Consider the following 26,655-nt stretch of genomic DNA (forward strand, 5'->3'; position numbering starts at 1 on the left):
CAATGATTGACATAAATGATGAATATCTTAGACAGGTATTCATTTTTGTGCTTTTTCATGAAAAGGTATTGACTTGGAGTCCACTCCATAGGATACAATTTTCATGTAAAGACTAAAGAAAGAAGGATAAAGCATGGAAGATAAGTTTGGTTTTGGTTGTATGCGTTTGCCAATGAATGGTGAGCAGGTAGATTATGAAGAATTTAATAAAATGATTGATATGTATATGGCTTCCGGGTTTAACTACTTTGATACTGCCCATGGTTATTTAGGTGGGAAAAGTGAAACAGCGATTCGTGATTGTCTTGTACCTAGATATCCAAGAGATTCTTATATTTTAACAAATAAGTTAACCGGTAATTTCTTTAATTCAAAGGAAGATATTTATCCTTTGTTTGAAGAACAATTGGAAAAAACAGGGGTTGAATATTTTGATTATTATTTAATGCATGCTCAGGACAGAGAACATTATGCCCAGTTTAAAAAATGTGAAGCTTATGAGGTAGCTCAGGAATTAAAGGCTGCCGGAAAGGTAAAGCATGTTGGTATCTCATTTCATGATACAGCAGAAGTGTTGGATATGATTTTAACGGAACATCCGGAAATCGAAATCGTACAGCTGCAATTTAACTATGTCGATTACAACAGTGCCAGTGTGCAGGGGAAAAGAAATTATGAAGTCTGCCGTAAGCATCAGAAGCCAGTTTTAATTATGGAGCCAATCAAAGGAGGCGGATTAGTAAATTTGCCTGACGAAGCAAAAAAAGTGCTGGATGATTTAGGTACCGGTAAGAGCTATGCAAGTTATGCAATGCGTTTCGCCGCTTCTTTTGAGGGTGTATATAAAGTCTTATCCGGGATGAGCAATTTAGAGCAGATGGAAGACAATATTGATTCAATGAAAGATTTTAAACCATTTACGTCAAGAGAGTTCGAAGCTGTTCAAAAAGTAACCGACATCTTAGACAGTTTGGGCGGAATTCCGTGTACTGCTTGCCGCTACTGCACAGACGGCTGCCCGAAAAAGATATCAATTCCTGACCTGTTTAACTGCTATAATGCTAAAAAGCAGTTTAACGATTGGAACAGTGACTATTATTATGGTGTTTATACAAAAGAGAACGGAAAGGCAAGTGAATGTATTGGCTGCGGTCAATGTGAACGTGTCTGTCCACAGCATTTGAAGATCATCGATCATTTAAAAGAGGTAGCGGAAACATTCGAAAAGAAATAATATAAAAATGATGATTCATTGAATATTTCATATTAAGAAGAAAAGTCCTGTTAACAAGTGTACCCGATATTATTTTTTTAAATTTCGGATGCCGATAGGACTTTTTTATTATAAATTGGTATGAAGTCATCTTATATCGATAAGGATTGAATGATCGCTTGTTTTTTTAATTTTATCCTGTTAATACTTCTCTCTTTGTTTTTATTCTTCATTAGTAAGATTTTTTTGTCTCCTCATCTTTAATGTGCATAGACTGTAATATTCGGACTGTTATATGCTGTTTCAGATATAAATCTAATAAACGAACGCAGTTCAAAGTCATTTAATCCGCATATTTGATGTCACGTTATCATATTATGACTTGGGTGATATAGATGATAACATATGATACAGAACTGCAACTACATCAAAGTTATAAAATACCAGCCTTTGAAGGTTGGTATTTTCGTATAGTGGATAATCAGATTTCCATTGCTGTTATTATAGGCATTGCGAAAACAAAGGAGAAACAAGAAGTATTTATACAAATTTTTCATACATTAAGTGAATCAATGGAAAAAGTCAATTATGATATTGATTATTTTCAGTATCAAAAAGAACCGTTTCAGATTATGATTAAGGATAGTGTATTTAGAAAGGATCATCTTCATATTGAAGATGAAAGATTATCTGTCACATTGGATATTGATATAAACGCACCTAAACTACTTTGTCAGACAAAATATGCACCGACTATTATGGGACCGTTTGCTTACCTTAAAAATATGCAGTGCAATCATGCTGTCTTGAATTTAGGGAGTCCAACGCAGGGAACACTCATTTATCAGGATCAATCTTATAAACTGGAGGGACTCCTATATCAGGAAAAGGATTGGGGAAATTCTTTTCCTAAAAAGTATATCTGGGTTCAATCCAACTGCTGTAAGGAAAAGTCAGCTGTACTATTTTTGTCGTGTGCTACAATCCCGTTTAAATGTATTGGTTTTACTGGGATTATCATGGTCTTGATGATCGGGGAGCAGCAGTATCGTTTTGCTTCCTATTATGGTGCTTTAATCACACACGCCAAAAAAGTTCAGGATACTTACCAACTTACGATTAAACAAGGCAAATATAAGATTAAATTCAAAATAAAAGCCGGGCAGACATATCGTTTAGATGCTCCGGAGAATGGTGTGATGGAGCGAAATGTTGAAGAATCTCTGCTTGGTCATACGGAGATAAAGCTTTATAAATATCATCAGTGTTTAGAAACGCTTTCTTTTGATTGCTGTGGTATTGAAAATGACCATTTCTTTTTATAAATAGGAAATACGAATATTAAAAGCCTCTTCAAAAGAGGCTTTTAAACTGTCTTAAGATTGTAAAAATAATTGCAGCATTTCACTGACCATCATGATCGAATAACGTATTTCTCCGCTTGGAGTACGAGTAGAATGACAATCTTCATAAAGAATGAGAATGTGTGTGTCCACAATATCTTTTGTGTAATAAACAATACTGGAAATTGTATTTCGATCTAAAAACCATGCCTTAATTTTTTCATCATCCATTAGCTGAACGTTTTCGTAGGCAAAAAATTTATTACCGGAAGTTACTACGTTGATGAGATCTGCGGCAATGGTCAGCTCTTCTTCCTCTATCACATAGATATTCTCCCTGACGTATTGAAAAGTTTTATAATAAGAAGATTCGTACAGTTCATAGATTGTGATGCGGTCACAATCAAAAGCTCTCGCCATCATTTCCAACAGGGAAGGAATTACAATTTGCCTATTGGATTCTTCTAATAGACATTGAAGAGTATATTCGATAATACGATCATGGAAAGTTTTCTGCATGTATTTTTGAGGAAGAATATGATAAGTATTCTTAGATTTACCTTGCTGATAGACGCGATATCGTCCTTTACCGTCCTTTTTAGCTTCATATAAGGCAAGATCGGCACATTCTAACAAAGAAGTGAAGTCAAGCCCATCGGTAGGATAGAAACTAATGCCAATGCTGCAGTTGATCTTAAAACCAAAAGCGTCTTTCAAGCTTTCTCCAAAAATATTTTGGATACGTTCAACTTTATTGAATGCAACTTGTGCATCAGGAAGATTCATTAAACAAATGACAAATTCATCTCCGCCGATTCTGGCAATCATATCGTTTTTTCGTATGACTGAGGTTAATTCTTCACTAATTTTTCTTAATGTAAGATCTCCTTTAGAATGACCATACACATCATTAATCATTTTAAAATCATCCACATCAATTAAGATAAAAGCAAACAAGGCATCAGTAACAGAAATGTAGTTTTCAATACAGCGAATACACTCTCTGCGATTGAATACACCTGTGAGAGGATCTAATGCCGCTTCTTGACGTGACTTGAGAATTTCTTGTCTCTGATCATGGATATCTGTAATAATGCCAATGATTTTAATTAACTTATTATCACTGTCTCGCAGGGCGGTTGCTTGAAGATGAACCCACCGATATCCTTTGCTGCGATATTTAAGACGATATTCGCACTGCATTTCATTTTTTCCACCAATAATAGATTGAAATCCATTGCGCAGCGGAAGAACATCTTCTTCATAAATAATATTTGTTTTAAACATGGAATCCGGGAATCCCTTAGCCGGAATGGTATAGCCAAATTTCTTTTCTAAATTATCTGAATAGTAAATCTCATTGAGTGCACAGTCATATTCAAAAATAATATCCTGAGTCTGAGAAAGAATAAAGTCAAGTCTTTGCTTGCTTATTTTTAAATCTTCTTCATTCACTTTGTTTTTAGTGATGTCATGGAAAATACAATGATAATAGTATTTTTCATTTTCATCGCTCATTAATTGAGCACTGATCCACACCCATTTCAACGTATTGCCTTTGCATATAAGACGGTTTTCATACATGAAGACCCCGTTTTCTTTCACTTGACGGCGAATCTCTTTGTCTATTTGTGTTCGCTCTTCTTCGTAAATAGAAAATAAAAGCTGATTATTAAATAATTCTTCAAATTCTTCTTTTGTATAACCCAGCATTTTATATAAGGAATCATCAGCTTTGATTAAAGTAAAGAACACATCACATTGGCAGTCAAATACTCCGCCGATATCGCTTTTACCTGTTGCTGTCTTTATTTTCATAAGCTAATCTCCTTTCATTAATATTAGACAATACGGTGATTTATTACTTTCATTATACCACTAAGTAAGATGGGATAAAGATATTTTGCCAAACTTAAAAGTAAAATTGTGACAGAATTTGTGATATAAATAAAATATAAGAAACTTTATATATTACAAGTGTTTTAAATTAATTAAATATGTATATATTTATACTATTACATAATGAAAGCCAAACAATATTATGATAATCCATATAAAATATATTTTTTAAATAACCTACCATGCTTATATACCTAAAAAAGTAGAGTGATCGTATGAAGTGATAGCCAATAAAATAGGATAAATGATATAATAGGTCAACAGTATTGCGCTTGATGAAGAACATGCATGTAGATGGATAAAATGAATCTTGTCATGATCTATACTGAGAAAATATTACAGGGGAAATTGATTTAGATAAGATCGTATCCCATGCCCCTAAATGTGAAATATGGATGAGGATTGAGGAAACTGAGTTCTCTTTTTTGGACACAAACTAAGAGGAAAAGTGATCATTAATTTACTATACTGGTTATAAATAGGAGGAATAAACGTATGGAACAACCATTTAGAATTGAAAAAAGAGAATGTTTTCGAGTTATTGGTTATAAAATAACCACTACTAATAAAAAGAAACAGGGGACAAAGGATATCCCAGCAATGTGGATAAAGTTTAAAGAAGGTCAACAGCAAGAAAAACTGATGTCATTAATGAATAAGGAACCTTATGGGATATTGGGAATCAATGCCTATAATACAAATGAAACAGATGCCCGTGAATTTGATTATTATATTGCGGTGTCAACTGATCTTGCCGGAGAGGATACAATGTCCTCTTATATAGTACCCCAAGCAACTTGGGCGGTTTTTCCCTGTACAATTGAAACGATGGGAAAAACAGAAGCAATGGCAATTATGAAATGGCTGCCTAAATCAAAATACAAGCCTTTAAATAAAGGCTATCTCACGGGAAAGATGAAATCAGGGGCTCCGGATATTGAATATTACGGTAAAGATGGTGAGATGGAAGTTTGGATTGCAGTAAAAGAAAAGTAAACAAAAAAGATCGCTAACTAAAAAGCTAGTGATCTTTTTTAATATGACTGCTGGGGAATAACCAAGTCATCAAGTCTTGAATAAATTCATCTTGTTTACCAAGTGTTTTGTAATAAGAAGCTAACTCGGGACGATCGGTCACTATACCATCGATATTCATTGAAAATAATCGTTTCATCTCACTTTCTTTATTGACGGTCCATACAAAGATCGACTTTTCTTCGAGATGCAAACGTTCAATCATCGTTCTATTGACAAAAGTAGATTCTACACTAAAGATATCAATAAAATCCAAATCATAATAATCGCCGTAGACTACAGGAGTAATATAAACTGTCTTTAATTGGACATTTAATTCTTTCACCTTGATAAGAATATCAAGATCCATTGAGGCAATGGTACACTGATCCTCGAACTGATATTTTTGAATTAATGCAACTGTTTTTTCTTCTAGCTGATCCTCATGTCCGTTTTTCTTTAATTCAATCATCAATTTTATCCTATGATCTGCAGTCTGTATCATCTCTTCTAAAGTAGGAATAGGAGTCCCAGTAAAACTTGAACTATAATAATGACCGGCATCATAATTATTGATTTCATCTGAAGTAACTTCCCAAATATTTTTATCAATTCCAGTTGTCCTTTTAAGATTTGTATCATGTAGGATATATAGCTGACTGTCCTTTGTTTGCTGAACATCAATCTCCGCATAATCCGCTTTTATATGTATTGCGTTATTTAATGCAGGGATTGTATTTTCCGGAGTAAAGGCAGTTCCGGCACGATGGGCGGCAATTTCCATTGGTTTATCCATAAGACTATATTGATAATAAATATTCCCTTTGTAATCAAAATAGATGTTTAACGCAATGAAGATAATGAGCAGCTCCATGATACTGATTAGAAATATTTTTATGGATCGTTTAGCTTTTTCTTTTTTAGCGAGAATAGGAATACCGGTATAATTGTGATACATATACATCATAACAGCAACACTGCCGGTAAATAAACTGGACTGAAAAATAAAGCCGGCAAATTGCTTTAACAGCATATAGTGAAGCAAAAACTGAGCAGCATAATCTTTGGTATCCGGTAAAAAGAAATAACGTACTGCTAGTATCAGTAAAAAAACTCCACAGACAAGAAAAAATAGTCCAATTAGAGTGAGCAGCCAAAATATATAGGACATCATCGTTTTAAAAAAGTGTGTTTTAATCAGCTGACAACTTCGTTTGAAGGCATCGGTAAAGTCTCTTTTCTCAATAAGAAAAGCTGGTAAAGTAAACAGCATCGAAAATACAAAAATATTAAGAACGAAGATTACCGTCATATAAAGAGAATAGAAATGACCATTCTCCTTAAAAAAATCGGTAACGTATTCAGGAATGCGCACTTGAAGAAAAGCGGTTGGCGTTAAGGAGAACATAGTCAGTGGAAATATCAAAAGCAATAGGATTATAAATATCCAATTGCGTGGTTTTAAAATATGAATATTCTGTTTGAAAGAAGTAATGATTAATTCATTAAAAGTCATAGAGTGATGTATTCGTGCGAAATGATAATACTGCACTAAAACACTTATTTCGTATAAAATATAGATTCCCCACAAGAAAAAACATAAAAACAAAAGAGGCAAAGTCAAAGGAGAAAAGAGCCATGTTTTAATATTATCTAAATAAAGATAAGGAAGACCTGCGTCAGTCAAGGTTTTTTGTAATAAAAATTTTAAAAAAGGAGAGAGTATAATACCGCCCAATAATTTATAAAGAAATTCAAACAACAAGAGAATTCGCCAGTGGAAAAAGATATCCTTCATTATATTCTTAATGTGTAATAAGTAGGCTTTCATTTTGTCTCCATTTTTTAATCAGTTATTATAGTATGAGCTATATTAGGATTCTTATTGCCTATTTTAGTGTAGAATTAACAGTAAAAATACTTCCTATAAATAATTTCAGGAAGTATTTTTGATTTGATTATGGACGTAAGCCGGAACCGCCTTGTAAGACAATAGTTTCTCCGCTGATAAAGCTGGCATCTTCACTTGCTAAGAAAACACAAGTACGGCCGACATCTTTTTTAGCGTCACCAAAGCGCTGCAACGGAATATCATGAATCGTTTTGGCATATTGCTCCGGATAGTCCTCTTTCCATTTCAGCATTTGGGGTGTTTCAACTAAGGGACATATAATATTGACATTAATGCCATCGGGTCCCCATTCTGTAGCGGCAACACGACTTAAACCGCGAATGCCTTCTTTTGCTGCCGCATAAGAAGATTGACCGATACGTCCTGCAAAACCGGCACCGCTGGCAAAGTTAATAATGGCCCCCTTACTTTCCTTTAAATAAGGATAAGCTTCACGCATATAGAAGAATGTAGCATAAAGACCGGTATTGACAGCTAAGGCAAAATCCTCTTTGGTATGCTCAATAAACATTTTACCGGATTTACTTGCCATTGCATTATTGATTAATACATCAAGATGACCAAAGTAATCAATTGTTTTTTTAATGACATTTTTAACGTCTTCTTCTACTGCTCCATCTCCGCGGATCGCTAAAACTCGGTTATGGTACTTTTGCTCTAGTTCTTCTTTGGCTTTTAAAAGAGAAGCTTCATCACGTCCGGTAATCACTAAATCCGCGCCTTCTTCACAAAAGGCTTCACTGACACCGCGACCGATTCCTTTACCGCCGCCGGTAATTAAAACAACTTTATTTTTCATTTTCATAAATCTTCCTCTTTCGTTGGTTTAGTGGTTTTCTACACATAAATCTTCTGCAGTTAAAATTTCACCGGTTTCTTCGTTGATATAGGCAATACGTACAGAAGCCCCGTTATGTTTCAGGCATTTAAAGCTCTTATTAAGATGCTTATCTCCCCAAATTAAAATGGCATTATATACATCATCGAGATCTTGGCTGCTTTTTGTTAAATCATATTGATAACGAGGAGGATGCTGTGAATAAAGATGACAGACAAGCAATTCCTCATGACAAAGATCTTTTAATCGTTTGCTTAATAAATTGGTAGGGATTCCCGGCAGTGCTTCACTGATTTCCTTATAGGAATGGGCACCGCCTTTAATGGCATGCAGTATTAAAAGAGTCCACTTATCCCCGATTAAGTTTAAGCTTTGAGCAATATTGCAAGGCAGATCATATTGTTTTTTCATCAAAATACAGCTCCTTCTTTTTCGTTTTTTAATTGATGGCTAAAGTTTGGCTGATGAGCTTTTCCATCATTTCCTTTGTCAGCTGCCCTTTGGCATAACCATACGGTGTTCCATCTCTATTAATCATCAGAGTTGTTGGAAAACTATTGATGCCAAAGTATCCAAACATTGTACCATCATCAAATAATACGGGCATAGTATACTCATTTTCTTCTATAAAATCAAGGATATCGTGTTTTGATACACCTCGATCCCATGGAAGAACGATGGTTAATATAACGACATCTTCGCTTTCTTTATATTGCTCAGATAATTCTTGAATATGCCCAAGTTCTGCCACACAGGGCGGACACCAAGTTGCCCAAAAGTTTAAAAAGATAATTTTCCCGCGATAGTCTTCAAAACTTACCAGCTGTTCATTTTGATCATAGAGAGCAAAAGTGAGCGGAGGATTTTTAGGGGATTCTTTTTCTTCCTGTGCCGTTTCATTTTGTACCATTGGACTTACATAATTGCTGATGCTGTTGGCTTTTCCGGTAAACATCATGATCCCAATCAAAATCAGTATGACAGCTCCTATTTTAACGCTATAGTTGACAAAGCGCTTGTATTTAGAGAACCAGTGCAGAGCTTTGTTGGTAAAGATTCCCAGAATAAGAAAAGGAATCGTCAATCCTAAAGCATACGTCAACATCAATAGATTGCTCATCAAAAAGCTTTGTGAGCTGTTAGCTAGAAGTAGTATGCCCGATAGTGCGGGACCGATGCAGGGAGTCCAGGAAAAGCTAAAGGCAAATCCGAGACCAAAAGCAAACAGATAAGAAGGAACATTTTTCTTCTTGATCTGAATGCGAAAAGTTTTTTCTAACGTGTTGAATTTAATGATGCCTAATTGATGAATCCCTAATAAAATGATCAGTATTCCGCCGATACGAATAATGAACGTCATGTGTTCTTTAAAGAACTGGCTGAAAATATTAAGACTTGTATTTAGTAAAAGCAGAGCGGAGAAGATTCCGATAATAAAACATAAGGTTAATATCAGAATCTTTCGTTGAGCATGAGGGTTCTTGTTATCGATCTGTCCACTCAAATATCCCATATAGACAGGAAGCAGAGGCAGGACACAGGGAGATAGAAAGGATAAAAGTCCTTCTATAAAAACAAGCAGGAAACTCACGTTGGGAAATGACATAGATTAAGATTCCAATATTTTTTTTAACTGAACATAGGATTGGAATCCGATCGACTGATGTTGAATTTCCCCATTTTTAAAAACAATGAGGGTAGGAATCGTTTGAATACCATAGCGCTGTGCCAAGGCAACCTGCTGATCCACATCGATTTTTAATACAGGTAGTTTTCCCTGATATTGCTCTGCTAATTTTTCAATTTCCGGTGCCAGCATTTTGCATGGTCCGCACCATGTCGCAAAGAAATCCACAAATACAGTTTCATTGCTGGAAATAATTTCATCAAATTCTTTTTCATTTGGGTAAATAATGTTTGACATAGGTTTGTCCTCCTTTAAATGGTAAATAAATCGTTTAATGCTTCTGACATAGTCGGATGAGTAAAAATATGATCTCTTAGTTTTTGATAAGGTAATCCAAGATCCATAGCTAATGCTACAAAATTAATCATTTCCTCCGATTCCGCACAGAACAGAACACAGCCTAAAATCTTATCTGTATTTTTATCGATAATCGCTTTTAATATTCCATTAGGCTGAGAAATGACATTGGCTCTTGGAATTGCCGCTGCCGGGAGCTGGGTTACTTTTATATCGTGACCGGCTTGTAAGGCTTCCTGCTGGCTTAATCCAACACGTGAAAAGGTAGGTGAAATAAAGACAGAGTAGGCAACGTTACCACGGTTTTTAGTGGTGCGTTTTCCTTCACCAAATATATGATCTTTTACAATGCGATAATCGTCTAGTGAGATATACGTAAACTGTAATCCTCCTTTGACATCGCCCATTGCATAGATATGGTCTTCATGAGTTTGAAGATGCTCATTGACAATAATATTCCCACGGGAATCTAATTGAACATGCGTATTTTCTAAACCTAAATCATGAGTATTGGCTTTGCGTCCGGTTGCCAGCAATACGCCATCAAACGTTTCTTCTCTTTTATTTCCTTGCTGATCCTGATAAGTAATGCGTACAGTGTCACCAATATTTTCTACGCAAGTTACACTCGCGTTAAAATGAAAGTGTACGCCTTGATTTTCAAGTACCTTCTGAATTTCCTGAGCAACATCTTCATCTTCTCTTTGAACAAGACGGCTGCCAAACTCAAAAACAGTCACATCACTTTGATAGCGGGCATACATGCTGCTGAATTCAAGACCGATATAACCACCGCCGATGATCGCTAAGCGTTTAGGCAATTTTTCTAAACTCATCATTTCTGCACTGGTATAGATATAGCGTGTATCTAAAATTCCTTCAATATTTGGGATGACAGGGGCAGCACCTGTATTAATAAAGATACGTTCCCCATAAAGGGTATCTTCCATTTCTTCATTTTGAATATGCACTTCATGACTGTTTTTAAATGTCGCTTTTGCAGTGTAAATAGTAATATTATCGAGTTGATCTAATTTATCGAAATTCTTTTGACGAAGTCTTGCGACTAAAGCTTCTTTATTTTTAACGGCTTGTGAATAGTCTGCTTGTCCTGCTTGAATAATCAATGATTTTGATGGAATACAGCCAACATTAATACATGTTCCGCCATACATCTTATTAGACTTTTCAATCATGGCAACCGTTTGTCCGCGCTTTGCCAGTTCTCCGGCAAGTGTTTTTCCTCCCTTGCCAAAACCAATGATAATCGCATCATATGTTTTCATAATTTTATTTCCTCCTCTGATTACATTCTCACTATAACACTATGAATTAACTTTGTAAAGTAACTTGAATAAATAAAGTTACTTATTTTAAAATTATGTTACTGCTGAATAATTATGATATAATAAAAAATAATGGAGGGATGAAGATGATGAAAGTAATTTATCATGTAGATGAAAATGAAAAATGGCAGCTATGTCTTGGTAATGTTCGCAATATGCTAAACTATGGTAAAGAAAATCAGATAGCATTTGAAATTGAGATCTTAGCCAATAGTATCGCTGTGTTAAAGCTGAAAAGAGAAAGTGAATGGGAATCCGCAATCCATGAACTCCTTGAAGATGGAGTAGTTATTGCGGCATGTCAGAATGCCTTAAATGCACAAAAAATTGTTAAAGATGATTTGATCGATCGAATTACAGTAGTTCCGGCAGGGGTAGTTGAATTAGTTATCAAGCAAAATGAAGGGTTTGCCTATATCAAACCATAATTAAAAGGGAACGCTCGTTCCCTTATTCTATATTCTCTTTAATTTCTTTTGTTTGGTTCAAGGCATTTTCCTTTTTTATGATATGCATTCTTAATAGTTTGTAGAGACTGGCTACTGTTGGAATTCCTAAAAACATACCCGGTATTCCGGCAACTGCACCAAATACGATAACCGAAGCCAAAACGTAAATGCCCGGTAAGCCAACTGAATTTCCGACTACACGCGGATAAATGACATTACTTTCAAACTGCTGCAGGATAATGAGGTAAACCAAAAAGGCTAAAGCTTGCATTGGGCTGACTGTAAATACCATAAATACCCCAATCGCCCCACCAATGTAAGCCCCGATAATAGGGATGATATTGATTGTACCTACGAGTGTCCCAATCATGATCGCATAAGGCATTTGCAGAATCATCATCCCTAATGCACATAAGGAACCAAGAATAGCGGCTTCAATGCACTGCCCGCCAATAAAGGAACTAAAGGATTGATGTGTCACTTTTAATACAACACCGATCTTTTTGCGTTGATCATCACTCAGATATAGGGTGGTAAGACGATAGTAAAGATGGATAAAGCGATCTTTATCGATCAATAAGTAAATCGCAAAAACGATAATCAGCAGCAAATTGAAGAGACTGCCCATAATTGAACTCACGATATTGAATGTTGTACCTAGAACACTGCCTAAACCATTTCCGGCAATTGTTAGGAAATTATCAACAATCCCTTTCCAGTTTAGCTGAAGATTATTTAAATACTGAGATATATCCGGCATATTCTCAAATGCATCAATTAAAAATACTCTTAGCTGTTCAGCATATGTAGGGATGGTTTCAATGAGGACGGTTACTGCCTTTAAAAATTCCGGCACAATAAGATTAATTAATAGATAAAAAATCAATACTATTGTTACTAATGACAAAACCACACCAAAGATGCGTTTTCTTTTAATAAGAAAAGGTTGGTCTGTTTTCACAATGAGCTTTTCAATTCGGCTCATGATAATATTAATAACATAGGCAATCATCGCCGCTAAAATGATATTTGCAAAAGCGGTAAAAACTAAACTGATTGAGTTTATAATAAAGTTCATATTTGTTACAGCTAGTATTAATAAGACAATGATAATAAGATATTTCATTATCAATTTATCTATCTTTCTATAATCCATTTTATAGATCACACTCCTTGAGATTTTGTTAATAAGATTATACTATAAACATAACAAAATAAGTAGTTATTCGAGTATTTAATATGTTTATTAGAACCAAAGACAAGAAATATCTATAATATTGATTTATACGAGTAAAACGGGCTAATTAATGTAACATTTTTAAGTAATTTTCTGTGATTTTTGGTCAAAACTATTTCTTTTTTACAGGTTTTATGTATACTATTTATAAAGGGACGTTAAATAAACGTATGGAGGAGATAAAAGATGTTAAATAAGATTAAACAATTGAAGAAAAATAAAAAAGGATTTACTTTAATTGAATTAGTAGTTGTGCTTGTGATTATTGCAATCTTAGCTGCTATCACAGTTCCTGTTGTAACAGGATATATTGAAGATGCGAATGATGCACGTTATGTATCAGAAGCACGATCAATTTATTTGGTTGTGCAGGCAGAAGAAGCGAAAGATAGAGCAAAGAATGTAGACACTTCAGACTATGCTGAGATTGCAGATACAGCCGAAGAAAAGATTAAAGATACCGCATCTGGAGCAAGTAAGATTACAAATATTACTATTACACCAAATAAACCAGCGGCTGGTCAATATGAAATTATCTTTACTAGTGACTCTAAAGTAATTACAGCAGAAATTGATCCAAATAATGAAATTAAAATTAAAAGTAAAGCATAATAAAGATATCGGGACATGAATCCCGATATTTTTTATTTTATATGGTAGATAGAACAAATTTGACACAATTTGACAAAGGTCGAACTATACAAATTATAGTGGAAAATGCTATAATAAATAATAAGTGCAGTGTAGGAGGAAACTATGTCCGGAGCGTTAGTTATTATCAGTGTTTATTTGTTTTTAGTAGGAAGCTGTGTGGCGAGTTTTATCAATGTTGTGATCGATCGTGTACCACAAGGAAAATCAATTGTAAGTGATCGAAGTCACTGTGATGCCTGTCAGCATCCGATCAAAGCTTATGATCTGATACCGGTCATCAGTTATATCCTATTAAGAGGAAAATGTCGTTACTGTAAACAAAAAATAGGCTTGCAGTCATTTATAATAGAATGTCTTGGCGGGTTGATGATGTTGTTTTGTTTTTATCGTTTTGGCGTATCTTGGATGACGCCTTTATCATTTTTAATATTTATGATTTTACTTGCAGTTACGATGATTGATTTTGATACAATGACAATTCCAAATGGATTGGTTATCAGTCTTTTTGTTTTGGCTGTCTTGCACTGTTTTATTTGGCCGGAGTTAGATTTACTTACGCGAGTAATTGGCATGGTCAGTGTGAGTGGAATCATGCTGGCTATGACATTGATGATACCGGATAGCTTTGGTGGCGGTGATATTAAGTTAATGGCGGTAAGTGGATTTTTATTAGGCTGGGCAAATAATTTGTTAGCAGCATTTATTGGAATTCTTATAGCCGGTGTTTATGCGATCTATTTATTAATGACAAAGAAGAATTCAAGAAAAGATCATATAGCCTTTGGACCCTATCTTAGTGTAGGTATTTTCATGGCTTTATTATACGGAAATGATATAATTCGTTTGTATTTATCACTATTTCATTTATAGGAAGAGGGTGTGGTATGGCTACATATAAATATACAGCGCGAAATTTAGCTTCTAAAAAAACAAGCGGTGAGATGGAAGCTCAAAGTCGTGAGGAGCTGGCAAGAAAACTACGTCAGGATAATCTTTATCTTATTGACTGCAAAGAAGCAGTCAGTGCAAATGCCGGTGAATATAAAATGAAACTAAATGAACTTTCTTCCTTTTCTCGAGATATTGGAACAATGCTGTCATCTGGATTAAGCTTGATTAATATTTTTAGTATTATGATTAAAAGAGAAACGAAAGAAAAATTAAAGCATATTTATAATGATATTTACATTCAGCTACAGCGTGGTGAAACATTATCTTCTGCGATGGAAATGCAGGGAAAAGCTTTTCCGTCTTTGATGATTCAAATGTACCGTTCAGGTGAAACGAGCGGACAGATGGCACAAGTAGCTTTGACGATGGCAAAGCAGTATGAAAAAGATCATCGATTGAATAAAAAGGTACAAAGCGCTATGATTTATCCTATTGTTTTGGTTATTGTAACAATCATCATATTGATTGTTATCTTCGTTGGAGTACTGCCTAAATTTTTTGATTTATTTGAAGGGGTAGATGTTCCATTCATTACGACACTTATAATGGGAATGGCAAAAGGTTTTGTGAATAACTGGCTCTATCTCATAATTGGCTTTTTAGTTCTTTTGATACTTTTAAGTTCATTAATGCAGGTAAGCAGTGTGCGTTTATGGGTGGATCGAAAGAAATTAAAAATTAAGAAGTTTGGAAGACTGCTAAGTATTATTTATACAGCCCGTTTTGCAAGAACACTGTGTTCATTATACAGCAGTGGGATTGGAATCGTGACGGCGTTGATGATTACCCGTTCAACGATAGGTAATAAATATTTAGAAAGTCAATTCGATCAGGTCATACGAAGTGTCAGAAACGGAACATCATTATCGAATTCAATCAGTGAAATAGATGGGTTTGATCCGAAGCTGACAAGCAGTATCTATGTTGGAGAAGAAAGTGGACGTCTAGGAGATATTTTGACTTCACTAGCAGATGACTTTGATTATGAAGCGGAAGTTGCTTCTACACAGTTGGTCGCAATCATGGAACCTTTGATGATCATTGTTTTAGCACTTATTATCTTAGTTGTTGTTTTAGCGGTCATTTTGCCAATCTATTCCATCTATCAAAATGCCGGAAAATTGTAGGAGGATAATCTATGGAAACTATTATGTATTTATCGAATCGTGGGATTCAGGTGGTACAAGGAACTTACGAACGTCAGACTTTAAAAATAAATCAATGCCGAGTTTATCCTTTTGATGAAGGGGTTATTATTGATGGAACTATTTTAAATGAAGACAGTGTTCGTCATGTTTTGGCACAGGCAAAAGGTTTAGGAATAAATAAGGCAAGACTGGTCTTGTGCACAGGGAAAATATTAAAGAAAATATCAATCCTGCCTAAAGCAAGAGAACAAGAGATGCGTCAATTAATTGTGGATGAATTAAGAGATATTAATGATACTCAAGAGGCATTCCTATATGACTACAGTATTTTAAGAAGCAAATTAGAAGATCAAAGTGGTGTGGAAGTTCTATGTGTTGGAGTAGAAAGAGAATTTCTTGAAACGTATATCACTTTATTTAACAGTGTTAATATTGAGCTTCAGAGTGTAGATGTAGGGACAAACGCTATTATTAAATTGGCTAGCATAATTCCGGAATTAAACGAAAAGTCTTATATTATTATGACGATTGATGGCAATGATTTAACAAGCTATATGTTTAATCGGGGACATTATGTATTTTCTCATAAATCAAGGATGTTAGCTGAATATGGGAGTCAGGCTTTTATCTTGGAGTTAACCAACAGTCTTTCTCAGCTGATTCAGTTTAGACGTGGTGGCGGTAAAGATGAAAAGATTGAAAATGTTTATTTATGCGGCGATACGATTGGAAATGAAGAGATGACATTTGAAACCATCGGAGACAGTTTGGACGTTGATGTGGATTATCTGATGCCATCACAATGTTTTTCCAGTGTAAATGGTGCAAAGATCGATTATTATCAATATGTCTATCCATTAGGTACTATGATTAGAAGGAAGGGGAAATAAGATGTTTAACAGCAATAAAGATATTGACTTATTAGTCCCCTATAATTATAAAGAATCTTTCTATAGTAAAAATCGTGCAGTAATCAAACGGATTATTCCCATTGTTTGTATTATTGTGGTATTTATTGGTGGATTTATTTATTTAAATTTAGATATACATAAAAAACAGCAGAATGTCTTGGATATGCAAAATAATATTACGGATTTACAGACAAAAATGGCACTTGCGAATCGTCAGGAAGAATATAATTTATATGTACAGATTGATAAAAACAATAAAAATTTAGAAGAGATCACAGCGAATATAGACAGTTACCCAACTTTAGATAAGTATCTTTTAGTTGCTATTGATTCGGCTTGTTCATCAAACAGTATAATTAAAACAATGGTATATAATTATGAAACGGCAACCATTGATATTTATATTGAAACGACAGATGTTACCAAGGGTGAGAATGTTGTCAGAACATTGAAATCACTGCATTACTTTAATTCAGTTAGTCATGAAGGATATATCGGAAATGAGATGACAACAGTGACGACGGAAAAAGAAACTGTAGAATTAAAGTATAATATGAAAATCACCTGTGTATTGGAGGCAAATTAAGATGAAAACATTGACACATAGAGAAAAAAAGCTTCTATACATATTATTGCTGTTACTAATCTGTGTTGGCGGATGGCTGCTTTTGATCCAGCCTTCATTAACGAAGCAGCGATATCTTAAGAGTGAGTATGATACACTCAAAGGAACTTATCAAACCTTAGAGAGCAGTCAAATGGATTATAGTACTTTAGATGAAGATATGGTGAATGCAGCTAATAAATATGCTGAATTGAGTGAACGTTTTTATAAAACTACCTTTAACAGTGAAGATGTGGATGATCTTTATACTAAGAAAACGGTGAATTATGCGTTGATGCCTTTAGATTTATCAATTAAGTTTACTGTTACGGAGCCTATTAAACCGTTTGCTGGACAAGAAGAGGAAGAAGAAGCTAAAACCGAAACGAAAACAGAAGAGCTGACGGTTGAGGAAATGCTGGCTTCTAAAGTTATGCCGTGTTATGAAGTGACACAGCGTGTGCGTGGATTACCGGGAAATGTATATTCCTATATTGAGGATATGAATTCTGACAAAGGGATGCAGCTGACAACTATGGTGGCTACTCCGAGCACAACAGTTGTTGGACAATATGAATTTACTTTAACATTTATCTTATATCTAATATAAAAAGAAAGCAGGTGGTGATAATGAAGAAAAATGAACGTGGTTCAGCTTTGGTTTGGGCTATTGTTGTGATCATGGTTATAACCATCATTATTGCTGCCGGGCTAATGATTGTTCAAAAGAATTACAATACATCTATTAAAAATGCCAGTCGTACTCAGGCGGAACTATCTGCACGATCAGCAATCGACAGTGTTATTTATGCGTTAGAGACCGGAGACTATGATAAAACTTTGATACCGGAAAAAACAAATGACAGCCTTAATTTAGATATTACCTTGCCAGAAAATATGGGAAAGGTTGAAGATGCATATATTACGCTTAAAACAAGTTCGGAAGATGAAACAGTCACCTATTTAGTCGTAGGCGTAAGTACAAAATACAATAATCAGACAGCGTCGATCTCGGCATATCTCTATGATGATGGTGGAAACTGGAAATTAGATTATTACGGTGGTGAAGAGTATGTTAAATAAGAAAGGGATGACTTTAATTGAAGTGGTTATTGCGACAGCCATTATTTCAATTGGGGCGGCTATTCTCTATTCCGGTTTTACAACAGTCGCTAAAATGATGATTGATTCTAAAGTGTATACGCAAAATGTAAACGACCAGTTGTCAGCTCTTAATGGAAAAGGGGAAAATGGAACACAGTTGGATCAAAATGATACAACAATTATGATCAATGCAAATGGAAAAGAAATTGAAGTCGAAGCAACGATGGTCACTGCAACAAGTGAGGTGGATACAGTAGGAACATTGAGCTTGAAGAAGATCAGTTATGGAGAAGTGGAAGAAAAGAGTAATATTGACTCTGTTATTAAAGATTGGACAGAATTATTGATTCAGCAGGCGATGCTGGCTACACAAAATGATCGAATAAATTATTACAATCAATTACTGGCTGATAAGGGTGTTGATCCAATCACAAATAATTATTATGGGTCTTATAGTAACGATTTATTGAATATTGTGTATTATTTAAAATATCAGGATAATGCCTATTATCCAACTTTAGAAAAAGAAGTCGTTGATCGCTGCAACATTATTTTTGATAATGACCATAAGCCGCCGATTGCTACTTCCCATGAAGCCAATATGCGTTTAGGTGATAAGCAATATTACATTCATGCCTATATTGCCAATCCTGATGCATTATGCGCAAAAATTAGGGCTAAAAATGGAGAAATTACTTCTGAAGAAATGGCAGAATATGTCATTTACTATGCGGCACCATCCTATAGTAATGCAAATACGTATCAGTGGCGAACTTCGCTTATTTATAATCAAGAAGAGAAGGCCTGGTATTATCGAAGATTTCCTTCTGGGAATATGGATAAAGATGCCTATATTAATTTAGCTAATTATCTTAAAGTGGATGCAAGGGAATTATACTTAGAGTTTTTAAACCCAACTAAATGGGCTAAAATTAAATAATTTGAGGAGGAGAGAATGAATGAAACGAAAATTAGATCATAAAGGATTTACTTTAGTTGAAATCGTAGTGGTATTATTGATCGTTTCGATCGTCATGGCACTTGCTGGATCCATCATTCTTTCCTCTTTTGATTTGTTTGGAGATTCAACTCAGGAAGATGTCAGTAAGCGAGCATTGGACGAAATCAGCCGATATGTAAAAGAAGAGTTGGAATATGCCAGTGATATTCGCATTACACAAACTAAACCGGAAGGGGATAATTGGTGTTATTTGGATATTGTTGATGGAGCTTTGACTCAAAATGACGATGCTGGAAATGTGATGAATGAGTACAAAGTATTTTCCTCTGCTTTTTATTATGGAAATCGATTAGAAATGACTCTATCTGATTTTATGAATAGTGATCAATTTGATATACAGTATTCCTTTGTGAAAAATGAAAAAGAAGAATACAGTGTTCTTAATACACTAAAACTTTCAAATCTGACATTACGTTCTGAGAAAGACAGTTCCTATTTACCTTTTGCTGGATTAAATGAAGCTTATGCACTTTCTAGTCAAAATGTACGTATTTATTATATAAGAAATGCGACACAGACTGTGGTTGATGAGAAACCATTGAAAATAACGGGTACCGTAGCAGATCAGATCGCTTTCTTAAATAATTATAATAATAATCAGATGTGGATCGACAATTATAATTATCGTCGAGGGGATATGGTGTTTTATAATGGGTATTGGTGGTACTATTTGGTAGATGGTCAATCAGAGCCGCCTGGACAATCGAAATGTACCTGGAAGAAAATAGATGCTTATTTTGATATAAAAAGTGGATATCAAAGGGGGGATATAGTTATTTTCGAAGAAAATTATTATCGCTGTAAAGCAGATATTATTCAAACTGGCTATAATCCAGTTCCAACAGATCCAAACAGCGGTCATTGGGAACTTTTAAAAGATACATCGGATAAAACAGTGGAGGACATCCTTAAAGGAACGGTTTATACAAATTCTTATCAGATTAAAATCCAAACAGTGCGCAATGAATTAGATGGTGCAGTCAATATCAAGGAATATAAAAAGGGGCAAAGCTATCAAAAAGACGATATCGTTAAAATTTATGCAAATGGATATGAAGGAAACGACGATCTGGCAGATTACTATATCTGTATAACCGGAAGTACAAAAGAAAATCCAAAAGACAGTGATAAATATGAGTGGAAGCATTTGCAAATTCGATTTGATGATATGAGTGGTTATGAAAAAGACGATGTTGTATCTTTTGATAAATACAAGGGAATTCCCTATATTAAAGCAAAAAAAGATATTAAGGAAAAGACAAATCCCAAAAGCGATGTAGATAATACACAGAATTATTGGTTTGGTATTTGGAATTAGGATGAAGGAGAATCGGTTATGAAGAATATACCTATCGGGGAAGTATTAAAAGAATATGGCTATATTGATGATGAACAATTAAATATTGCCTTGAATGCTCAGAAAGAGGATCGTTCGATGCGTTTAGGGGAACATCTTGTTCGTCTAGGCTTTATTACTGAGGAGCAAACGTTGCAAGCTTTGTCTGATAAATTGGCTGAACCGATTATTCCTTTAGGAACAATTGATGTCAATATGGAAGCTGTGGAAAAGATACCAGAGCCGGTTGCAAAGAAATACAATATCTTTGCTTATGGTTTAGATGAAACAGGAAATTTAATGGTAGTTACCAATGATCCGTTAAATTTTTATGGGATAGAGGATGTAAGGCTAGTTACTGGACTAAATATTAAAGTGGCTTTGGCAACGAAGAATGAAGTAAATAATGCCATTCATTATTACTATCAGGAACTTGAAACACGAAAAGTAGCCAGTCAGGTGAATAGTAATGTACAAAAGGTGAATGATGAAATTTTAGATTTGTTTGATGCTAATGAAGATGATACACCGGTTGTAAAATTGTTCAATTCATTAGTCAGCCGAGGGTATACAAATAATGCCAGTGATATTCATATCGAACCGTTTGAAGATGAAATCCTAGTTCGTATGCGTATTGATGGTATGATTGTTGACTTCTTGAAGTTAAATAAAAGCTTATTAGATTCATTAGTAGTTCGTATCAAAATTTTATCTAATCTGGATATTGCGGAAAAACGAGTGCCGCAGGATGGACATTTTGTGGGTATTATTGATGGGATAGAAATTAATGCTCGTGTCTCTATTATTCCTACAATTTTTGGTGAAAAGGTGGTATTGCGTTTTCTTAATACGAACGCTAGAATTGTGCAGCAGAATACATTTGGAATGACACCTGAAAATTACAAGAAAATATGTAAAATGATTAATATGCCCCATGGGATTATTTATGTGACAGGACCGACTGGGAGTGGGAAAACGACAACACTTTATATGATTTTAGAGGAATTATCAAAACGTCAAATTAATATCTCTACCATTGAAGATCCAGTTGAAAAACGTATTGACCGTGTTAATCAGATGCAGGTGAATAATATGGCGGGGTTAACTTTTGAAAGTGGATTGAGGGCTTTATTAAGACAGGATCCGGATGTAATCATGGTTGGAGAAACACGTGATGCAGAAACAGCGGCTATTTCAGTCAGAGCTTCAATTACTGGGCATTTAGTGTTCTCTACACTGCATACCAATGATGCAGTCAGCGCTATTGTACGTTTAGAGGATATGGGAGTAGAACCTTACATGGTGGCAAACTCTTTAGTGGGTGTTGTTGCTCAGCGTTTAGTTCGTACAATTTGTCCGCATTGCAAGGAAAAAGTTTTAGCCAGTGCTGCAGATAAAGTGGCAGTAGGAGAAGATCTTGATTATGTGTATCGTGGCAAGGGATGTCCAAACTGTAATAACACGGGATATAAAGGACGTATGGCGATACATGAAATTATTATTATTGACAGTCAAGTTCGTAAAATGATTTCCGCTCATGCAGATATTGATGATATTTATGCTTATATAAAAGAAAGTCAGCATCTTGTATCGTTAGGTGATGGCGCATTAGACTTAGTGAAAGCTGGGCAAACGACAGTTGAGGAATTACAAAAAGTTGTTGTCTACCTATAAATAGGAGGAAGAACTATAATGAGTAAAATAAATGAGATTTTAGCCTATGCACGACAGCAGAAATGTTCTGATGTTCATATCAGTGAAGGAGAAAACATTAAGCTTAGAAAAGATGGCAATCTGTTTGACTATTTTGAACCAATTGACGCTTCATTATCAAATTTGATGATAGAATCGATTATACCTGAATATTTAATTGAAGCTTTTCAGCATCGAAGAGATTTAGACTTTGTCTATGTGGACGATCAAAATATGCGATATCGTGTTAATATATTTCGTCAACAGTACAAAGTATGTGCGGCGATACGTGTGATTAATGAAGAAATTCTATCAATTGAACAGTTAAATCTTCCGCCTGTCTTAAAAGAATTGGCAATGGCGCCTAATGGATTGGTATTGATTACAGGTCCAACGGGGAGCGGTAAATCCACTTCTTTGGCAGCAATTATCGATTATATTAATGAGCATCGCAGCTGCCATATTCTGACTGTGGAGGATCCTGTAGAATATGTATACAAGCAAAAACAGGCATTAATTCATCAAAGAGAGATCGGGGCAGACGTGAGTGGTTTTGATGAGGCACTTCGTTCTGCAATGCGTGAAGATCCAGATGTAATACTGGTAGGAGAAATGCGTGATTATGAAACGATGAGTGCGGCAATTACGCTAGCTGAAACAGGACATTTGGTATTTTCGACATTGCACACCATTGGCGCAGCAAAAACGATTGATCGTATTATTGATGTTTTTCCATCAGAAAAACAGGAACAAATCCGTATGCAGCTTTCCGGAGTAATTAACGCTGTTATCACACAGACATTACTGCCAAAAGCGGATGGCACCGGACGAATTGCTGGATTTGAGATCATGATCGGAACAGACGCAATAAAAAATCTTATTCGTAAAAAAGAAATCCATCAAATTGATTCAGTTATACAAACAGGTAAAAGTGTAGGGATGCAATCTTTAAATTTCTCTTTGGCACAATTGGTAAGGGAAAGAAAAGTATTAATCCAAGATGCTCAGAAAGTTGTAAAAGATCTTAATGAATTTAATCAGTTTTTATAAAAATAAAGATGGGTTTTCTTTAATTGAATTGATTGTTGTGATTGCAATCATTGTTATCTTAGCGGCAGCTGTAGCGCCTAATTTAAGCTGGTTTGTTAAAGATGCAGGAGAAGCAGAATTAATTGCACAAGGAAAAGTTGTTTTGATAAGTACAGAAACAAAGATTGCCGACTTAAGAAAGATTGCAACAGATACCGGACAGTCTTTGCAAGATTTGGTTGATATGAAAAAAGAGGATATTTTAAAAGAGGCTGAATTGATTGAAGAAGTTGATCCGGATACTTTTGTTATCGAAATTAAAAACAGGCAATTATACTATTTTGAATTTGTTTTAGATGGACAGTATGTTTGCTATAACGATGGAAAAGTATATGTCAATAAGACTTCACAGGCTGGAAATAGCGATTCTCTTTTGTCAGTATATCAGTTTTTAATAAATAAGGTTAAGGTACCTGCCATGGAGCTTTCACTATTTAAGGAGTAAATAAGAATGAATTATATAGATTTAATAAAGAATTTTAAGCCAAGTAATGAACAAGAGGAAGCAGATCAGCGCATTATGCTTAATTATGTTGAAACTTATCAGGATAATGTTCTTTTGCGGGATAATGAAATCGCTCATATTACCAGTTCAGGCTTTATTATGAATCCGGCATTGGATAAAGTATTACTGATTCATCATAATATCAGAAATGCCTGGGCATGGACAGGTGGTCATGCGGATGGTGATGATGATCTATTAGGTGTAGCGATTAAAGAAGCAAGGGAGGAAACCGGAGTACAGCACATCATCCCCCTTACAGATGGAATTGCTTCATTGGATATTTTACCAGTATTCAGTCATACTAGGCGGGGTAAATATGTCAATGCACATCTGCATTTATCGGTTGCATATATATTGATTTGCGAAGAGAGTGAATCCTTATCTATTTGTCCAGGTGAAAACAGTGGAGTAGAATGGTTAGCTATTGATAAGTTTACGAGTGAGTATTTCGATGCACATGACGTATATTTGTATAATAAACTTATTCACTTTGCTAAAGAGGTAAATGATAATCGGTGATATATAGTGTAAGATCTTGTTTGCAAGGTCTTTTTTTATTAAAATGAATGCCTGTTTATTAGTTCAAAACAAAGTAATTAAAATAATAATTAAGTAAGAAGAGTTTACTTTTTACTGATAAACGCATATGTTATATTGGTGAATAAAATGACAACAATAAGTGTATGCATGATTGTAAAGAATGAAGAAGATGTATTAGATCGAGCATTAAGTTCAGTTCAGGATATTGCCGATGAGATCATCATTGTTGATACAGGGTCAACGGATCGTACCAAAAAAATTGCCGAAAAATATACTGATCAGGTCTATGATTTTGTATGGTGTAATGATTTTTCTAAAGCAAGAAACTATTCTTTTTCTAAGGCTACAAAGGATTATTGTATGTGGCTTGATGCAGATGATGTGATTTTGGAAAAAGATAGAGAAGGATTGTTAGAGTTGAAAAAAACTTTACCAGAGGATACCTCAGTAGTGATGATGAAATATAACACTGGCTTTGATGAGGCTGGTAAACCAACTTTTACGTATTACCGAGAACGTCTTTTAAGAAGAATTGATAATTTTCGTTGGGGAGGATTTGTACATGAAGCAATTTTACCTAGAGGAAAGATTATCTATAGTGATGTAGCAATCAGTCATAAAAAGATTAAACAGTCCAATCCTAAACGAAATCTTCAAATATTTAGAAGCAAGTTAAAGGAAGGTGCTGTTTTTACTCCAAGGGAAATTTTCTATTATGCCAGAGAATTGTACTATCATCGACAGTATGATGAGGCAATTATGGAATTTAAACATTTCTTAAACACTAAAAAGGGATGGGTTGAAAACAATATTTCTGCTTGTCAGTTCCTTGGTTACTGTTATCATCAGCTAGGTAATATGCAAGAAGCTGTAAGTTGGCTGTTAAACAGTATGCGCTATGATCTCCCAAGGGCAGAAGTTTGCTGTGATTTAGGAAAATATTTTTTAGAGATGCGTTCATATGAGCAGGCTATTTATTGGTATGCGGTAGCGATGTCTTGCAAACGCGATGATACTTCAGGTGCTTTTGTATTGCCAGATTGTTATGACTATATTCCTAGCATTCAAATATGCTTATGTTATGATACGTTAGGTGATTATGAAACGGCTAATTTCTATAATGAATTGGCTGGACAAGCTAAACCGGACAGTCCGGCGTATTTGCAAAATAAGCGATACTTTGAGAAAAGGTTAAAAAATAAGGAATAGCAGATACCAATTATTTGTTTCGGCAAATGATTGGTATCTTTTTTATTATGGTGATAAAGCCTTATGGAGATAACACACACTTTTCTAGTCTGACTGCGTATCTTATATTAAACCAATTAAAGGAGGTGAAATAATGATGAACAGATATGACCAATGTTGGGGCTGTATTCCTAATTGTCCTCCAATTATTGTTAATTGTCCGGAGGGGATAACTGGTCCGGTCGGACCAACTGGACCAACCGGAGAACAAGGACCAAGAGGGTTAACAGGAAATACGGGACCGACTGGAGCAACCGGAGAACAAGGACCAATAGGATTAACAGGAAACACAGGTCCAACGGGTGCAGCTGGATCAACGGGTAATACGGGACCAACTGGGGCAACCGGAGAACAAGGACCAACAGGATTAACAGGAAACACAGGTCCAACGGGTGCAACTGGATCAACGGGAAATACGGGACCGACTGGAGCAACTGGAGAACAAGGACCAATAGGATTAACAGGAAATACAGGTCCAACGGGTGCAACAGGTGCGACAGGAAATACGGGGCCGACTGGGGCAACTGGAGAACAAGGACCAATAGGATTAACAGGAAACACGGGTCCAACGGGTGCAACAGGTGCGACAGGAAATACGGGACCGACTGGGGCAACCG

General features: G+C 35.2%; 26 protein-coding genes and 1 pseudogene. 19 read left to right on the top strand and 8 right to left on the bottom strand.

Annotated elements, in window-relative coordinates; genetic code table 11:
- Positions 1-133 precede the first annotated feature (133 nt).
- Both ACLRVU_RS11135 and ACLRVU_RS11140 read left to right on the top strand, forming a co-directional pair.
- Positions 134-1,234: an aldo/keto reductase gene (locus ACLRVU_RS11135; RefSeq protein ID WP_412891910.1), complete on the top strand. Its 1,101-nt coding sequence runs from the start codon at positions 134-136 to the stop codon at positions 1,232-1,234.
- 374 nt (positions 1,235-1,608) lie between these two features.
- Positions 1,609-2,538, top strand: a complete 930-nt coding sequence (locus ACLRVU_RS11140; RefSeq protein WP_412891911.1) for a tocopherol cyclase family protein — start codon at positions 1,609-1,611, stop codon at positions 2,536-2,538.
- A gap of 51 nt (positions 2,539-2,589) precedes the next feature.
- Here the strand turns inward: ACLRVU_RS11140 and ACLRVU_RS11145 are convergent, their stop codons facing one another.
- Positions 2,590-4,374: a diguanylate cyclase gene (locus ACLRVU_RS11145; RefSeq protein WP_412891912.1), complete on the bottom strand. Its 1,785-nt coding sequence runs from the start codon at positions 4,372-4,374 to the stop codon at positions 2,590-2,592.
- A 576-nt stretch (positions 4,375-4,950) separates the two neighbouring features.
- On the opposite strand from ACLRVU_RS11145, the gene ACLRVU_RS11150 reads away from it, so the two are divergent.
- Positions 4,951-5,451 carry a GyrI-like domain-containing protein gene (locus ACLRVU_RS11150; protein ID WP_412891913.1) on the top strand — a complete coding sequence of 167 codons (501 nt, stop codon included), beginning with the start codon at positions 4,951-4,953 and terminating at the stop codon, positions 5,449-5,451.
- A gap of 25 nt (positions 5,452-5,476) precedes the next feature.
- Here the strand turns inward: ACLRVU_RS11150 and ACLRVU_RS11155 are convergent, their stop codons facing one another.
- The 6 genes from ACLRVU_RS11155 to ACLRVU_RS11180 form a co-directional block, all read right to left on the bottom strand.
- On the bottom strand, positions 5,477-7,300 hold the full coding sequence (locus ACLRVU_RS11155; RefSeq protein WP_412891914.1) for a glycerophosphodiester phosphodiesterase family protein: 1,824 nt from the start codon (positions 7,298-7,300) through the stop codon (positions 5,477-5,479).
- Between the two features lie 127 nt (positions 7,301-7,427).
- Entirely contained in the window at positions 7,428-8,186 is a 759-nt protein-coding gene (locus ACLRVU_RS11160) for an SDR family NAD(P)-dependent oxidoreductase (protein ID WP_412891915.1), read from the bottom strand.
- A 21-nt stretch (positions 8,187-8,207) separates the two neighbouring features.
- Entirely contained in the window at positions 8,208-8,630 is a 423-nt protein-coding gene (locus ACLRVU_RS11165) for a winged helix-turn-helix transcriptional regulator (protein WP_412891916.1), read from the bottom strand.
- 28 nt (positions 8,631-8,658) lie between these two features.
- Complete coding sequence (locus ACLRVU_RS11170) at positions 8,659-9,825, bottom strand: cytochrome c biogenesis protein CcdA (protein WP_412891917.1); 1,167 nt, start codon at positions 9,823-9,825, stop codon at positions 8,659-8,661.
- Between the two features lie 3 nt (positions 9,826-9,828).
- Positions 9,829-10,143 carry a thioredoxin gene (gene trxA, locus ACLRVU_RS11175; RefSeq protein WP_412891918.1) on the bottom strand — a complete coding sequence of 105 codons (315 nt, stop codon included), beginning with the start codon at positions 10,141-10,143 and terminating at the stop codon, positions 9,829-9,831.
- 14 nt (positions 10,144-10,157) lie between these two features.
- The gene (locus ACLRVU_RS11180) at positions 10,158-11,489 is read right to left on the bottom strand and encodes an FAD-dependent oxidoreductase (protein ID WP_412891919.1); all 1,332 of its coding nucleotides are present in this window, start codon (positions 11,487-11,489) and stop codon (positions 10,158-10,160) included.
- 146 nt (positions 11,490-11,635) lie between these two features.
- On the opposite strand from ACLRVU_RS11180, the gene ACLRVU_RS11185 reads away from it, so the two are divergent.
- Positions 11,636-11,977: a DsrE family protein gene (locus ACLRVU_RS11185; RefSeq protein ID WP_412891920.1), complete on the top strand. Its 342-nt coding sequence runs from the start codon at positions 11,636-11,638 to the stop codon at positions 11,975-11,977.
- A gap of 22 nt (positions 11,978-11,999) precedes the next feature.
- Here the strand turns inward: ACLRVU_RS11185 and ACLRVU_RS11190 are convergent, their stop codons facing one another.
- Positions 12,000-13,154, bottom strand: a complete 1,155-nt coding sequence (locus ACLRVU_RS11190; RefSeq protein ID WP_412891921.1) for an AI-2E family transporter — start codon at positions 13,152-13,154, stop codon at positions 12,000-12,002.
- Between the two features lie 267 nt (positions 13,155-13,421).
- Between ACLRVU_RS11190 and ACLRVU_RS11195 the strand changes: the two genes are divergently transcribed.
- From ACLRVU_RS11195 to ACLRVU_RS11265, 15 genes and pseudogenes are all read left to right on the top strand, one after another.
- Positions 13,422-13,847, top strand: a complete 426-nt coding sequence (locus ACLRVU_RS11195) for a type IV pilin protein (RefSeq protein WP_412891922.1) — start codon at positions 13,422-13,424, stop codon at positions 13,845-13,847.
- Between the two features lie 144 nt (positions 13,848-13,991).
- The gene (locus ACLRVU_RS11200) at positions 13,992-14,759 is read left to right on the top strand and encodes a prepilin peptidase (protein ID WP_412891923.1); all 768 of its coding nucleotides are present in this window, start codon (positions 13,992-13,994) and stop codon (positions 14,757-14,759) included.
- Positions 14,760-14,773: 14 nt separating this feature from the next.
- The gene (locus tag ACLRVU_RS11205; RefSeq protein WP_412891924.1) at positions 14,774-15,967 is read left to right on the top strand and encodes a type II secretion system F family protein; all 1,194 of its coding nucleotides are present in this window, start codon (positions 14,774-14,776) and stop codon (positions 15,965-15,967) included.
- A gap of 11 nt (positions 15,968-15,978) precedes the next feature.
- Positions 15,979-16,878, top strand: a complete 900-nt coding sequence (pilM, locus tag ACLRVU_RS11210) for a type IV pilus biogenesis protein PilM (RefSeq protein ID WP_412891925.1) — start codon at positions 15,979-15,981, stop codon at positions 16,876-16,878.
- Position 16,879: 1 nt separating this feature from the next.
- Entirely contained in the window at positions 16,880-17,485 is a 606-nt protein-coding gene (locus ACLRVU_RS11215) for a hypothetical protein (RefSeq protein WP_412891926.1), read from the top strand.
- Position 17,486: 1 nt separating this feature from the next.
- Complete coding sequence (locus ACLRVU_RS11220; RefSeq protein WP_412891927.1) at positions 17,487-18,113, top strand: hypothetical protein; 627 nt, start codon at positions 17,487-17,489, stop codon at positions 18,111-18,113.
- Between the two features lie 20 nt (positions 18,114-18,133).
- Positions 18,134-18,586, top strand: coding sequence for a hypothetical protein (locus ACLRVU_RS11225; protein ID WP_412891928.1), 453 nt, complete (start codon positions 18,134-18,136; stop codon positions 18,584-18,586).
- Positions 18,576-19,547, top strand: coding sequence for a prepilin-type N-terminal cleavage/methylation domain-containing protein (locus tag ACLRVU_RS11230; RefSeq protein WP_412891929.1), 972 nt, complete (start codon positions 18,576-18,578; stop codon positions 19,545-19,547). Before ACLRVU_RS11225 ends, ACLRVU_RS11230 begins: the two co-directional genes overlap by 11 nt.
- Positions 19,548-19,566: 19 nt before the next feature.
- The gene (locus tag ACLRVU_RS11235; protein ID WP_412891930.1) at positions 19,567-20,946 is read left to right on the top strand and encodes a prepilin-type N-terminal cleavage/methylation domain-containing protein; all 1,380 of its coding nucleotides are present in this window, start codon (positions 19,567-19,569) and stop codon (positions 20,944-20,946) included.
- A gap of 18 nt (positions 20,947-20,964) precedes the next feature.
- Positions 20,965-22,638, top strand: coding sequence for a GspE/PulE family protein (locus ACLRVU_RS11240; RefSeq protein WP_412891931.1), 1,674 nt, complete (start codon positions 20,965-20,967; stop codon positions 22,636-22,638).
- Positions 22,639-22,656: 18 nt separating this feature from the next.
- Positions 22,657-23,706 carry a type IV pilus twitching motility protein PilT gene (locus tag ACLRVU_RS11245; protein WP_412891932.1) on the top strand — a complete coding sequence of 350 codons (1,050 nt, stop codon included), beginning with the start codon at positions 22,657-22,659 and terminating at the stop codon, positions 23,704-23,706.
- A complete protein-coding gene (locus tag ACLRVU_RS11250; RefSeq protein ID WP_412891933.1) occupies positions 23,684-24,190 on the top strand; it encodes a prepilin-type N-terminal cleavage/methylation domain-containing protein in 507 nt (168 codons plus the stop codon). Before ACLRVU_RS11245 ends, ACLRVU_RS11250 begins: the two co-directional genes overlap by 23 nt.
- A gap of 6 nt (positions 24,191-24,196) precedes the next feature.
- On the top strand, positions 24,197-24,769 hold the full coding sequence (locus tag ACLRVU_RS11255) for an NUDIX hydrolase (protein ID WP_412891934.1): 573 nt from the start codon (positions 24,197-24,199) through the stop codon (positions 24,767-24,769).
- 147 nt (positions 24,770-24,916) lie between these two features.
- Positions 24,917-25,999, top strand: a complete 1,083-nt coding sequence (locus tag ACLRVU_RS11260; protein ID WP_412891935.1) for a glycosyltransferase — start codon at positions 24,917-24,919, stop codon at positions 25,997-25,999.
- 133 nt (positions 26,000-26,132) lie between these two features.
- Positions 26,133-26,655, top strand: a pseudogene (locus ACLRVU_RS11265) (hypothetical protein); the annotation flags it as partial.

Origin of the sequence: Beduini sp. (assembly GCF_047239305.1) — a bacterium.
In the GTDB taxonomy this organism is placed as follows: Bacteria; Bacillota_I; Bacilli_A; order Erysipelotrichales; family Coprobacillaceae; genus Beduini.